This is a genomic window from Paraburkholderia domus, assembly GCF_905220705.1.
Taxonomy (GTDB): domain Bacteria; phylum Pseudomonadota; class Gammaproteobacteria; order Burkholderiales; family Burkholderiaceae; genus Paraburkholderia; species Paraburkholderia domus.
In genome coordinates this window covers 47,548-60,230 of record NZ_CAJNAT010000018.1, presented here as the reverse complement: position 1 = coordinate 60,230, position 12,683 = coordinate 47,548, and the positions used below count along the sequence as shown (strand labels likewise).

The 12,683-nt window shown below is 61.6% G+C and carries 10 protein-coding genes and 1 riboswitch; of the genes, 9 read left to right on the top strand and 1 reads right to left on the bottom strand.

Going from position 1 to position 12,683, the window contains the following annotated elements; all coding sequences use genetic code 11:
• The first annotated feature begins 22 nt into the window (after nucleotides 1-22).
• A complete protein-coding gene (locus tag KHO31_RS25705) occupies nucleotides 23-1,765 on the top strand; it encodes an OmpA family protein (protein WP_211624388.1) in 1,743 nt (580 codons plus the stop codon).
• Nucleotides 1,766-1,850: 85 nt separating this feature from the next.
• Here the strand turns inward: KHO31_RS25705 and KHO31_RS25700 are convergent, their stop codons facing one another.
• Entirely contained in the window at nucleotides 1,851-2,858 is a 1,008-nt protein-coding gene (locus KHO31_RS25700; RefSeq protein WP_201121994.1) for a LysR family transcriptional regulator, read from the bottom strand.
• 222 nt (nucleotides 2,859-3,080) lie between these two features.
• On the opposite strand from KHO31_RS25700, the gene KHO31_RS25695 reads away from it, so the two are divergent.
• From KHO31_RS25695 to KHO31_RS25660, 8 genes are all read left to right on the top strand, one after another.
• Nucleotides 3,081-3,878, top strand: coding sequence for a glycosyltransferase family 2 protein (locus tag KHO31_RS25695; RefSeq protein ID WP_201138735.1), 798 nt, complete (start codon nucleotides 3,081-3,083; stop codon nucleotides 3,876-3,878).
• An 81-nt stretch (nucleotides 3,879-3,959) separates the two neighbouring features.
• A riboswitch (S-adenosyl-L-homocysteine riboswitch) is annotated at nucleotides 3,960-4,096 on the top strand.
• Between the two features lie 33 nt (nucleotides 4,097-4,129).
• The gene (gene ahcY / locus KHO31_RS25690) at nucleotides 4,130-5,545 is read left to right on the top strand and encodes an adenosylhomocysteinase (RefSeq protein WP_120302799.1); all 1,416 of its coding nucleotides are present in this window, start codon (nucleotides 4,130-4,132) and stop codon (nucleotides 5,543-5,545) included.
• A 143-nt stretch (nucleotides 5,546-5,688) separates the two neighbouring features.
• Entirely contained in the window at nucleotides 5,689-6,042 is a 354-nt protein-coding gene (locus KHO31_RS25685) for a phage holin family protein (protein WP_028198543.1), read from the top strand.
• Between the two features lie 11 nt (nucleotides 6,043-6,053).
• Nucleotides 6,054-6,884 (top strand): methylenetetrahydrofolate reductase [NAD(P)H], encoded by an 831-nt coding sequence (metF, locus tag KHO31_RS25680; RefSeq protein ID WP_201071266.1) that lies wholly within the window; start codon nucleotides 6,054-6,056, stop codon nucleotides 6,882-6,884.
• 254 nt (nucleotides 6,885-7,138) lie between these two features.
• Nucleotides 7,139-8,782: an ABC transporter substrate-binding protein gene (locus KHO31_RS25675; protein ID WP_201071264.1), complete on the top strand. Its 1,644-nt coding sequence runs from the start codon at nucleotides 7,139-7,141 to the stop codon at nucleotides 8,780-8,782.
• A gap of 204 nt (nucleotides 8,783-8,986) precedes the next feature.
• Entirely contained in the window at nucleotides 8,987-10,615 is a 1,629-nt protein-coding gene (locus tag KHO31_RS25670) for an ABC transporter substrate-binding protein (protein WP_201085818.1), read from the top strand.
• Between the two features lie 132 nt (nucleotides 10,616-10,747).
• Nucleotides 10,748-11,758 carry an ABC transporter permease subunit gene (locus KHO31_RS25665; RefSeq protein WP_201071259.1) on the top strand — a complete coding sequence of 337 codons (1,011 nt, stop codon included), beginning with the start codon at nucleotides 10,748-10,750 and terminating at the stop codon, nucleotides 11,756-11,758.
• 6 nt (nucleotides 11,759-11,764) lie between these two features.
• Nucleotides 11,765-12,682, top strand: coding sequence for an ABC transporter permease subunit (locus tag KHO31_RS25660; RefSeq protein ID WP_201071256.1), 918 nt, complete (start codon nucleotides 11,765-11,767; stop codon nucleotides 12,680-12,682).
• Nucleotide 12,683 lies beyond the last annotated feature (1 nt).

Genomic DNA, 12,683 nt, shown 5'->3' with positions numbered 1-12,683 from the left:
GGGAACTCGAGGAAGCGAAGCGATGAGTATCAATGTGATTCAGCTGGTTCAGTCCGCGTTGACGGACAGTGTCGTGCGACAGCTGGCAGCCCGCTTCGGGCTGCCGCCGGACGCGACTCAGAAGGTGCTTGCAACAACCGGCCCCGCGCTAGTCGCGGGCCTGATGCAGAAGGGCGCGACGCTCGACGGCGCGCGCTCGCTGTTCGCAACAATCGTCTCGTCTGAGGTGAACGGGCACATCGCCGAGCAGTTGCCGCAGCTGCTCGGCAGCACCACCGGCGTGAGCCAATTGGAAGGTGTGGGGCGTCACTTGCTCGAGCGCGCGCTCGATCGCCGTGTCGATACGCTCAGCGACGAAGTCGCCACTCAAACCGGCGTGCCGGCGCATGCGACGCACGCCATGACGGGTATCGTCGGCGCAACGCTGCTGGGCCTGCTGAAGCGGCATTTTCTCGAAGGTCAGGGCAACGTCGGCCAACTGCCGACATTGCTGGGCCATCAACTGCCTGCCATCGCACCGTACCTGAACGACCGTCTGATGGCCGGCCTTGGCCTGAGCGGACTCGGCGCGTTTACTGGCAATATTTTGTCGCAGCTGAAAGCTGTCTCAGCGCACATCGACCATCCGACGCCTGCTGCCAAGCCGGTGGCCGAGGCCCTGTCGAGCGTCCGCGTGCCTGCCGACGCGGTGGTGCGCGAAGAGCGCCGTTCGCGCAAGTGGCTGTGGTGGCTGCTCGCGGCGATCGCCGCGGTGCTGGCCTTCCTGTTCCTGCGCGGCTGCCATAATGAGCAACAAGGCGAGCAAAGCAGCGAGCGCAGTGGCACGGAAGCCGCGGCAGTTGTGCAGCCCGCGTCCGCACCGGCTGAGGCTTCGGCCGCCGTAGCACCGGCCAGCGATGTCGCGGCGTCGACACCTGCGGCCAGCGCCGCCGCCGCAAGCGAAGCGCAGCAACCTGCCGCCGCGCCCGCGCCGACCAAAGACAGCCAGCTCAGCTTCACGGTCGACACCGCCGGTAAGCCGACGCTCACCGCGACGGTCGGCAGCGAAGCCGAAAAGGCCCAACTGATCGACGCGCTGACGAAGCGCTTCGGCGCTGACCGTTTCGTCGCGAACATCACCGTCGATCAGGATACCAAGCCGGCTGACTGGCTCGCCCATCTGGACGGCCTGCTGCCGCTGATGGCGTTGCCGGGCGCGGAAGTGAAAGTGGACGGCGCGCACATCGAACTGAGCGGCAGCGCGGCGAACGCGAAGCTCGGCTGGCTCGACAAACTCAAGTCATTGTTCGGCGCGTCGTATCAGATCGGTTCGTTCAACGTCGAACAGGCGGTCGCCAATGCAACCGAGAACTTCCGCGGCGCGATCAAGAACCTGCTCACGCCGGACAGCTCGTGCGCGGCATCGGACGTGGTCAAGGTGCTGAATCTGCAGGTGATCAACTTCACGAGCGCCAGCGCTCGCGTGCCGGCCTCGGCGCTGGAAGATCTGAACCAGTCGGCGCAAGTGCTGAACGCGTGCGTACGCAACGGCAAGACGGCCAAGCTCGAAGTGGCCGGCTATTCCGATAATGTCGGCGGCGCACAAGCCAATCTGCAACTGTCGAAGAAGCGCGCCGAAGCGGTTCGCGCGTATCTCGTGAAGACGGGTGTGCCGGCTGATTCGCTGGTCGCGCAAGGTTACGGCGACGCGCGTCCGGTCGCGAGCAACGACACGGCGAGCGGCCGCTTTGCCAACCGTCGCATCGAGTTTGTCGCGCAGCCGTAATGACGGCGTTTGGTGAAGGATTAAGGTAAGCCGTTGAGGCGCGCCTGAAAAACATGCCGCCCGGCTCGCGCCGGGCGGCATGTTGTCATTTGGCCGGCCGCGTTTGCGGTGGCCGTGTTTGCGCTGACTGCGTTTGCGGCGGCGGTGTCTGAACAGGCGCCGTGATGCCGGTCATGCCGATGCCCGGCCCCAGCATGAAATCGTCGCCGGCCTGGCCCGGCAGCGCCTCGCGAGCCACCTCCAGCCACGCGCGCGCCGCGTGCGACAGATAGCCGTTACGGCGCCAGCCGATCGCCATTTCCCACGGAATTTCCGGTTCCACCACGGGGCGGCAGGTGAACTGCGCCGCATCGAGCCGCCGGCAATACGGTGCCGGCAACAGCGCGATGCCGACGCCGGCCAGTACCAGCGCCGCCATGAAATCCCAATGCCCGCTGCGCCCCACGATGGTCGGGGCAAAACCCGCGGTGCGGCACGCATTCAGCACGACATCGTTGAGCGCGAGACTCTCGCCATAGAACACGAATGGCTCGTTGGCGAGTTCGGCGAGCGGCACTTCGTGCAGATCGTCCCAGCGCGAGCCGGTGCGCGCGACCAGCCAGAGCAATTGGCGTGTCATCGGCAGCACTTCGATGTTTTCCGGGTCAACCGGTTGCAGTACGCCACCTAACTCCAGTTCGCCATGGATCAACGCGGTTTCGATCGCGCGCGAACCCTGCTCGAACAGCTTCAGTTCGATTTTCGGGTAGCGCTGGCGAAAGGCGGCAATGGCGGGCGTGAACAGCGAGCCGCCCATCGGCGGAATTCCGATGGTCAGTTCGCCGCGGCCGAGCGTGTCGAGATCGTTCAGCTCGGCCTGCAACTGCGCATGTGCGGCCAGCACGTCCTGACCGCGCTGGTAGACGATCCGGCCGGCGTCGGTCAGCACCATCTGGCGCCCGTCGCGCAGCAGCAGCGGTGAGCCGATTTCGTCTTCCAGCGACTTGACCATCTTGCTGATGGTCGGCTGTGTGACGAACATCTGCTCGGCGGCGACAGTGAAGCTCTGTTGACGGACTACTTCGACGAAATACCGCAGCGCACGTAGTTCCACGATCTCAGGCTCCAGAATTCCAATTTGGAATGATTTTTCTGATTGTAAGTCATTATATTTATGTTTCGGTGCGGGGTGATGACCCGCGGGGTATCGGCGCCGTTCGCGCGCTGCGCGTTGTTCGGCGCGGCCGCGCGCGCCGCCTTTCCAGGATGGCCGCCGCCGGAAGCGGGATAACATCGGCGGTTCTCTACTGTTGGCCCGCAGCGCCTGTACCCATCCATGACGCCCATTTCGATCATCATTCCCTGCTACGACGGCGCGGCAACGCTCGCCCGTGCGCTCCAGAGCTGCCTGATTCAGCCGGAAGCGGCGCAGATCATCGTGGTGGATGACGGCTCGACCGATGCATCCGCCGACCTGGTCGCACATTACGGGCAGCTCGATCCGCGCGTGTGCCTGCTGCAGATGCCGTACAACGGTGGCCCGGCTCGAGCGCGCAACTGGGGCGCGATGCATGCGTCGCATGATCTGCTTGCTTTCCTCGATGCCGACGACGAATACCTGCCCGGCGCCCTGGCCGCCGCGAGCGCGTTCCTCACGCAGAACACGAAGGAAGTGTCGGTGCGGCTCGACGTCGACTACGTGGATTTTCCGGCCGATCTCACGAGTCATCGTGACTTCGCGCGGCACGCCGCAACACTCAGCAATACAGTGCCGAGCAGTCTGACCATCCGCCGCGCGGTGTATGCCGCACTCGGGGGCTTTCCGATGGACGACGCGTTCCGCCGTATCGGCGGCGAAGACGGCGCGTTTTCGTGGGCCCTGCGGGACATTTTCGGCAACCGGCGTCTGGACGACGTGAAGCGCGTACGCATGCATTACCACACGGGCATTCACGCCGAACGTTATTTCCGCGTCGCACTGGGCTTGCAGACACCGGATCCCGCCGACGTGGCGGATGCATTCCGGTTTTCGAGGCAGTTTCTCGAAACCGCGCGCGCGGGCATCGAGCAATTACGCGCGGCAAGCGTCGCTGCCGAGCCCGCCGCTTCTGCCCTCCCGAATCACGCTGCGTAGATTCCAGGCGCCACAAAAAGCGCCAACCCCGCCAGTTCCTTCACGCCCCGAAGCCATCTCGATTTGCTACAATCGCGGTTCGTCTTCGAGGAGCGTTGCGACGGGTACCGCGAATCAGCATATTCGCTGGCCGCCCGCCAGGCTCGGAGGCTTCAATCGGAGGGCCAGGACGCGCATTGCGCATTCCTATCCACCGCATCGAACCGCGCTCACGTCAAATTTCTAGTCAATTTCTTAGAAAGGAGGGCGTGATGAACGCCGCTGTTCTCGATTCAAAGCAAGATTTTCTCGTCGCCGATATGTCGCTTGCAGCCTGGGGCCGCAAGGAACTGAACATCGCCGAAACCGAAATGCCCGGCCTCATGCAGACGCGCGAGGAATACAAGAGCTCGCAGCCGTTGAAGGGCGCGCGCATTGCGGGTTCGCTGCACATGACGATTCAAACCGGCGTGCTGATCGAAACCTTGACGGCACTCGGCGCAGATGTTCGCTGGGCATCGTGCAATATCTTCTCGACGCAGGATCATGCAGCCGCCGCGATTGCGGAAGGCGGCGTGCCGGTGTTCGCGTTCAAGGGCGAATCGCTCGACGAATACTGGGAATTCTCGCACCGCATTTTCGAATGGCCGAATGGCGAATTCGCCAACATGATCCTCGACGACGGCGGCGACGCCACGTTGCTGCTGATCCTCGGTTCGAAGGCCGAGAAAGACCGTTCGGTGATCTCGAAGCCGGAAAACGAAGAAGAAGTGGCGCTGTACAAGTCGATTGCCAAGCATCTGGATGCGGATCCGGTGTGGTACTCGACACGCCTCGCGCACATCAAGGGCGTGACCGAAGAAACCACGACCGGCGTGCATCGTCTGTATCAGATGGAAAAGGAAGGGCGCCTGCCGTTCCCGGCCATCAACGTGAACGATTCGGTGACGAAGTCGAAATTCGACAACCTGTATGGCTGCCGTGAATCGTTGGTCGACGGCATCAAGCGTGCAACCGACGTGATGATCGCGGGCAAGATCGCGGTCGTGGCCGGTTACGGCGATGTGGGCAAGGGTTGCGCGCAATCGCTGCGCGGTCTGGGCGCCACGGTGTGGGTCACGGAAATCGATCCGATCTGCGCGTTGCAGGCAGCGATGGAAGGTTATCGCGTGGTGACGATGGAATATGCCGCCGACAAGGCCGACATTTTCGTGACGGCAACGGGCAACTTCCACGTGATCGGCCACGATCATATGGCTGCCATGCGCAACAACGCGATCGTCTGCAACATCGGTCACTTCGATTCGGAAATCGACGTGGCATCGACGCGCCAGTACCAGTGGGAAAACATCAAGCCGCAAGTCGACCACATCATTTTCCCGGACGGCAAGCGCGTCATCCTGCTGGCTGAAGGGCGTCTGGTGAATCTGGGTTGCGCGACGGGGCATCCGTCGTTCGTGATGTCGGCATCGTTCACGAACCAGACGATCGCGCAGATCGAACTGTTCGTGCACGGCGACAAGTACGAAAACAAGGTCTACGTGTTGCCGAAACACCTTGATGAAAAGGTCGCGCGTCTGCATCTTGGCCGTATCGGTGCCGAACTGACGGTCTTGTCGGACTATCAGGCAAACTACATCAGCGTCGACAAGAACGGTCCGTTCAAGCCGAACCATTACCGCTACTAAGTCACGCTGCTAAGTAAGATTAAGCACGCGGGCGGTTTTAAAGCATGACAGTCTGATAACAGGGCGGCGCGCAAAGCGCCGCTTTGTTCGCCATGCCCGCCCCTTTCCGTTCAACCGGACATCCTGCCCAAAAGGAGCTCTACATGACCGTGCTGCTGACCTGGCTGATCAACGCGCTTGCGCTTCTGATCATCACCTACCTCGTACCGTCGATTCATATCCGCAGCTTCGGAACCGCTTTGATTGTCGCGGTGGTGCTCGGCTTGATCAATACGATTCTGCGGCCGGTGCTGATCCTGTTGACGCTGCCCGTCACGATCGTCACGCTCGGACTCTTCATCCTGGTGGTCAATGCGCTGTGCTTCTGGCTGTGCGCGTCGCTGCTGAAGGGTTTTGAAGTGTCGGGTTTCTGGTCGGCGTTCTTCGGCTCGATTCTGTACAGCATCGTTTCGTGGCTGCTGTCCGCGCTGATTTTCGGCAACCGCAGCATCGGTTGAGCTACTGAATCATGAACCCGATCGAACTTTCATTCGAATTCTTTCCGCCGAAAACGCAGGAAGGCGTCGACAAGCTGCGCGCCACCCGCGCGCAACTCGCGTCGCTCAAGCCCAAATTCGTGTCCGTCACGTTCGGCGCCGGCGGCTCGACGCAACAGGGCACGCTCGATACCGTCGTCGATATGGCGAAGGAAGGGCTCGAAGCGGCGCCGCACGTGTCGTGCATCGGCTCGTCGAAAGAGAGCCTGCGCGCGATCCTCAACGAGTACCGCGCCCATGGCATCCGCCATATCGTCGCGCTGCGCGGCGATCTGCCGTCCGGCATGGGCGCAGTCGGCGAGCTGCGTTATGCGTCGGAACTGGTGAGCTTTATCCGCGCCGAGTTCGGCGACTGGTTCTGGATCGAGGTGGCCGGCTACCCGGAGTACCACCCGCAGTCGCGCTCGCCGCGTCACGATCTGGAAAACTTCGCTCACAAGGTGAAGGCCGGCGCCAATTCGGCGATCACGCAGTATTTCTTCAACGCGGATGCGTATTTCCGTTTCGTCGACGACGCGCGGAAACTCGGCGTCGACGTGCCGATCGTGCCGGGCATCATGCCGATCACGAACTACTCGCAGCTGATGCGCTTCTCGGAGATGTGCGGCGCGGAAGTGCCGCGCTGGGTTGCACGCCGCCTGGAAAGCTTCGGTGACGACCGCGAGTCGATTCGCGCGTTCGGGCTGGATGTGGTGACTGACCTGTGCGGGCGTCTCATCGACGCGAAGGTGCCGGGCCTGCACTTCTACACGCTCAACGGCGCAGCGGCGACCAAGGCGATCTGCGAACGGCTGGGCGCTTAAGGCCCGAGCGGCCTCAGCACCGTTGTAAAGAACCGCGCGGCTACTCGAGCCGCGCGGTTTTTTTTCGGACGGGCAATCTCGCGCGGCTATCTCCCAAGGGAAACTTTGCCCGCGAATCTGTCCTAGATCGTTGCTGCGACGCAACAAAACACGCCACCAGGCGTTTCCTTCGCCGTGTAAGCCCGCATTGAACCCGATTTTTCTGCTGCCTATGATCGATACGCAGCTGACGTGGCTGCCGTGCGGAGAACATGATGACAGTATCCCGATTGCTGTTTGCAGTTCGCCATACCTGCCTGCCAGTCTTGAGCGCCTGCGCGGTCCTGGCTGCCGGCCTCGCGCCCGCTGCTGCCAACGCGGCCACCTTGCCTGACAAAACCCTCGTGTTCTGCTCCGAAGGCAGTCCGGCGGGTTTCGATTCCGCGCAGTACACCACCAGCGTCGAATTCACCGCCGCTTCGTACACGGTCTATAACCGCCTTGTCGAGTTCGCGCGCGGCAGTACTGATATCGAGCCGGGCCTCGCCGAGAAGTGGGATGTGTCGCAGGACGGCCTGCAATACACGTTCTACCTGCGGCACGGCGTGAAGTTTCAGACCACCTCGTTCTTCAAGCCGACCCGTGAATTCAATGCTGACGACGTTGTCTTTACTTACGAGCGGATGCTGGATCCCGACCAGCCGTTCCGTAAGGCATACCCGGTCCCGTTTCCCTACTTCGTCGACCTCGGACTGGCGAAGAACATCGCCAAGGTCGAGAAACTCGATCCGTACACGGTGCGTTTCACGCTAAAAGATGTCGATGCACCGTTCCTGCAGCAGATCGCGATGCCGTTCGCGTCGATTTTGTCGGCGGAATACACGGATCAATTGCTGAAAGCCGGCAAAGCCGCCGATATCAACCAATACCCGGTCGGCACCGGGCCGTTCATTTTCCGAAGCTATACCAAGGACGACTCGATCCGCTTCGACGGCAATCCTGATTACTGGAAACCGGGCATCGTGAAGCTCGGCAAGCTCCTCTTCTCGATTACGCTGGATCCCGCGGTGCGGCTGCAGAAACTGAAACGTGGCGAATGTCAGGTGATGAGCTATCCGCGTCCAGCGGATATTCCGCAGATCAAGGCAGACTCGTCGCTGGCGTTACCGAGCGAGGTTGGTTTCAATCTGGGCATTCTCGGGTACAACACAACGAAAAAACCGCTCGACAACGTGCTGGTGCGACGCGCGCTGGATATGTCGATCAATAAGAAAGCGATCATCGAGTCGGTGTATCAGGGCGCCGGGCAAATCGCGACGAATCCCATGCCGCCGACCCAATGGGGCTACGACAAGAATCTGAAAGATGCGCCGTATGACATTGATAAGGCCAAGGCGTTGCTGAAGGAGGCCGGTTACCCGGACGGCTTTGACCTTACCCTGTGGGCCATGCCGGTACAACGGCCCTACAACCCGAACGCGAGGCTGATGGCCGAAATGCTGCAGGCCGACTGGGCGAAGATCGGCGTCAAGACGACGATCGCCACGTACGAGTGGGGCGAGTACATCCGCCGCGCCCATGCCGGTGAACACGAGGCGATCCTGATCGGCTGGACGGGGGACTACGGCGATCCTGACAATTGGCTTGGCGTGTTGCTTGGCTGCGATGCGGTAAAGGGCAGCAACTTTTCCAAATGGTGCTACAAACCTTTCGACGACCTGATCAGGAAAGGCCGCGGCACCACCGATCTCGCCGAGCGAACCAAGGACTATGTGGAAGCACAGGAAATCTTCAAGCAGCAGGTTCCGTTCACGCCGATCGCCCACTCCACAGTCTATCAACCGATCAGCAAAGACGTCACGGGCTTCAAGATCGACCCGTTCGGTCCGACGCAATTCATGGGCGTTGGCCTGAAATAGCCGCCGGCAATGCCCCATGGGCCGCTTTTTGCTGAGCCCACTTCTCGCGCCGCGCGTTCCGGCCAGCGCCGGCGCGCGGCCGCCCTTATGCCTCAACTGTTTCCGATCGTCAACGGGGGTATTTTCCTCCGCTTGTTGCGGTGAGCCAAGCTCAAGTAATATCGCGCTACGCTGGCGGAAGCCAGCCCCGAACCTGGAGGAAACATGAAGCAAAACAATCTGTTGCGCGCCGCGCGTGTTACGACGCTCGTCGCAGCTGCAGCGGCATCGATGGTGGGCGCAAGTGTCGCGCGTGCCGAGATTCCGAATAAAACCCTGGTTTACTGCTCAGAAGGCAGTCCCGCGGGTTTCGATCCGGCCCAATACACCACGGGCACCGATTTCACGGCTAACACGTTCACTGTCTACAACCGCCTCGTCGAATTCGAGCGCGGCGGCACCAAGGTCGAACCGGGCCTCGCCGAAAAGTGGGAAGTCTCCGCCGACGGCAAGACGTATACGTTCCACCTGCGTCATGGCGTGAAGTTCCAGACCACGTCGTTCTTCAAGCCGACGCGCGAATTCAATGCGGATGACGTCGTGTTCACGTTCCAGCGCATGCTGGACCCGAACTCGGCATTCCATAAGGCGTACCCGGTCCAATTCCCGTACTTCACCGACATGGGCCTCGACAAGCTGATCACCGGCGTCGAAAAGGTCGATCCGTACACGGTCAAGTTCACGCTGAAGGAAGTCAACGCACCGTTCATCCAGAATCTGGCGATGGAATACGCGTCGATCCTGTCGGGTGAATACGGTGACCAGTTGATGAAGGCGGGCAAGGCCGCCGACATCAACCAGTACCCGGTCGGCACGGGCCCGTTCATCTTCCGCAGCTACACGAAGGACGCGACGATCCGCTTCGACGGCAATCCGGATTACTGGAAGCCGAACGCAGTGAAGATTTCGAAGCTGATCTTCTCGATCACGCCGGACGCCGGCGTGCGCGTGCAGAAGATCAAGCGCGACGAATGCCAGGTGATGAGCTATCCGCGTCCGGCCGACATTGCGCCGCTGAAGGCTGAAGCGAACATCGATATGCCGTCGCAACCGGGCTTCAACCTCGGCTACCTCGCGTACAACGTGACGCACAAGCCGGTCGACAAGCTCGAAGTGCGTCAGGCGCTCGACATGGCGATCAACAAGAAGGCGATCATCGAGTCGGTGTACCAGGGCGCAGGCCAGGCCGCAACGAACCCGATGCCGCCGACCCAATGGTCGTACGACAAGAACCTGAAGGGCGCGTCCTTCGATACGGACAAGGCCAAGGCTCTGCTGGCGAAAGCGGGTTACCCGAATGGCTTCGACATCACGCTGTGGGCCATGCCGGTGCAACGCGCGTACAACCCGAACGCCCGTTTGATGGCGGAAATGATCCAGGCCGACTGGGCCAAGATCGGCGTCAAGGCGAAGATCGTCACCTATGAATGGGGCGAGTACATCAAGCGCGCTCACGCGGGTGAAGACGACACGATGCTGATCGGCTGGACCGGCGACAACGGCGATCCGGACAACTGGCTCGGCACGCTGCTCGGCTGCGAAGCGATCAACGGCAACAACTTCTCGAAGTGGTGCTACAAGCCGTTCGACGATCTGATCCAGAAGGGTCGCGTCACGTCCGATCAGGGCGCACGCACGACGGCGTACATGCAGGCGCAGCAGATCTTCGCTCAGCAACTGCCGTTCTCGCCGATCGCTCACTCGACCGTGTACCAGCCTGTCAGCAAGAAGGTGGTCGACATGCGTATCGAGCCGCTCGGTTATGCGCGCTTCGACGGCGTCAGCGTCAAGTAAAAGTAATACAGTCAAGCTTACGCAGTAGCTTTTCGCACGGTTAGAAAACTGGTCGAAATGGTCCGGCGGCCGGGGTCACAAGCCCTCGTCGCCGGTTGCGTTTTTTCTTCATCAAGACCATAGGGACGAACCATGTTCCGCTTTGTTTTGCGCCGCATCGGCATGGTGATACCGACCTTCATCGGCATCACGATCCTCGCGTTTGCGCTGATTCACCTCATACCGGGCGACCCCATCGAAGTGATGATGGGCGAGCGCGGCGTCGATCCGGCCATGCATGCCGCCGCGATGCACCGCCTGGGGCTCGACGAGTCCTTGCCGATGCAATACGTTCACTACATCGGCCGCGCCGCGCACGGCGACCTCGGCACCTCGATCATCACCAATACCAGCGTGATGGGCGAATTCCTCGCACGTTTCCCCGCTACCATCGAACTGTCGTTCTGCGCGATGATGTTCGCGCTGATCGTCGGCCTTCCGGCGGGCGTGTTCGCGGCCCTCAGGCGCGGCACGGTGGTCGATCACGGTGTGATGGGCACGGCGCTAACCGGCTACTCGATGCCGATCTTCTGGTGGGGCTTGATTCTCATCATGTTTTTTTCCGTGGACCTCGGCTGGACGCCGGTGTCGGGCCGCATTGCGGTCGAATACGACATTCCGCACGTGACCGGCTTCATGCTGATCGACGCGCTGATGTCCACTGACGAAGGCGCGTTCAAATCCGCGCTCAGCCATCTGATCCTGCCGGCCATTGTGCTCGGCACGATTCCGCTGGCAGTCGTCGCGCGGATGACGCGTTCGTCGATGCTGGAAGTGCTGCGCGAGGATTACATCCGCACTGCACGTGCGAAGGGCTTGTCGCCTGGCCGCGTGATCGTCGTGCATGCGTTGCGTAATGCGCTGATTCCGGTCGTGACCGTAATCGGCTTGCAGGTCGGTACGCTGCTGGCCGGTGCCGTGCTGACCGAGACGCTGTTTTCGTGGCCGGGTATCGGCAAGTGGCTGATCGACGCGATCGGCCGGCGCGACTACCCGGTGGTGCAGGGCGGTATCCTGATGATCGCTACGCTAGTGATCGTTGTGAACCTCGTCGTCGATCTGTTGTACGGCGTGTTGAATCCGCGCATTCGGCATACGAGGTAACTAGCCATGGCAGACATTCAAAATACAGTCCCCCAGTCGGTGACGCCGCCCAGCGGCCGCGCCATCGCCGCCCGCGAATTCTGGGCGAATTTCTCGCGTAACCGTGGCGCGGTCGGCGCCGGCATCATCGTGCTGGCGCTGGTCTTCATTGCGATCTTCGCGCCGTTGATTGCGCCGCATAGCCCGATCGAGCAGTACCGCGATTCCGTGAAAATCCCGCCCGCCTGGCTCGACGGCGGCAACTGGAAGTTCATTCTCGGTACCGACGAAGCGGGCCGCGACATCCTCTCGCGGCTGATGTATGGCGCGCGGTTGTCGTTCTGGATCGGCTTCGTCTCGGTGGTGCTCGCGCTGATTCCGGGCATCGTGCTCGGGCTGATCGCGGCCTTCTTTGAGAAGTGGGCCGATACGCCGATCATGCGCATCATGGACGTGCTGCTCGCGTTGCCGTCGCTGCTGCTGGCGGTTGCGGTGGTCGCGATCATCGGCCCGGGTCTCGTCAATACGATGCTGGCGATTGCGATCGTCGCGTTGCCGGGTTATGTGCGTTTGACGCGCGCGTCGGCACAAGGCGAATTGCAGAAGGAATATGTGACGGCTTCGCGCGTGGCGGGTGCCAGTACCTTGCGTCTGATGTTCTCGCAAGTGCTGCCGAATTGCACGGCACCGCTGATCGTGCAGGCCACGTTGGGCTTTTCGTCGGCGATTCTTGACGCTGCGGCACTCGGCTTTCTCGGCCTTGGCGTGCAGCCGCCGTCGGCGGAGTGGGGCGCGATGCTGGCCTCGGCGCGCGACTATATCGACAGCGCCTGGTGGATCGTCACGATGCCGGGTCTTTCCATCCTGATCTCGGTGCTCGCGATCAATCTGCTCGGCGACGGGCTGCGCGACGCACTCGATCCCAAACTGAAACGGATGGCCTGAC

Bases quoted from the DNA above. Each gene is read 5' to 3' on its own strand.
- KHO31_RS25705 (WP_211624388.1), top strand. From the start codon at position 23: ATGAGTATCAATGTGATTCAGCTGGTTCAGTCCGCGTTGACGGACAGT.
- KHO31_RS25695 (WP_201138735.1), top strand. From the start codon at position 3,081: ATGACGCCCATTTCGATCATCATTCCCTGCTACGACGGCGCGGCAACG.
- ahcY (WP_120302799.1), top strand. From the start codon at position 4,130: ATGAACGCCGCTGTTCTCGATTCAAAGCAAGATTTTCTCGTCGCCGAT.
- KHO31_RS25685 (WP_028198543.1), top strand. From the start codon at position 5,689: ATGACCGTGCTGCTGACCTGGCTGATCAACGCGCTTGCGCTTCTGATC.
- metF (WP_201071266.1), top strand. From the start codon at position 6,054: ATGAACCCGATCGAACTTTCATTCGAATTCTTTCCGCCGAAAACGCAG.
- KHO31_RS25675 (WP_201071264.1), top strand. From the start codon at position 7,139: ATGACAGTATCCCGATTGCTGTTTGCAGTTCGCCATACCTGCCTGCCA.
- KHO31_RS25670 (WP_201085818.1), top strand. From the start codon at position 8,987: ATGAAGCAAAACAATCTGTTGCGCGCCGCGCGTGTTACGACGCTCGTC.
- KHO31_RS25665 (WP_201071259.1), top strand. From the start codon at position 10,748: ATGTTCCGCTTTGTTTTGCGCCGCATCGGCATGGTGATACCGACCTTC.
- KHO31_RS25660 (WP_201071256.1), top strand. From the start codon at position 11,765: ATGGCAGACATTCAAAATACAGTCCCCCAGTCGGTGACGCCGCCCAGC.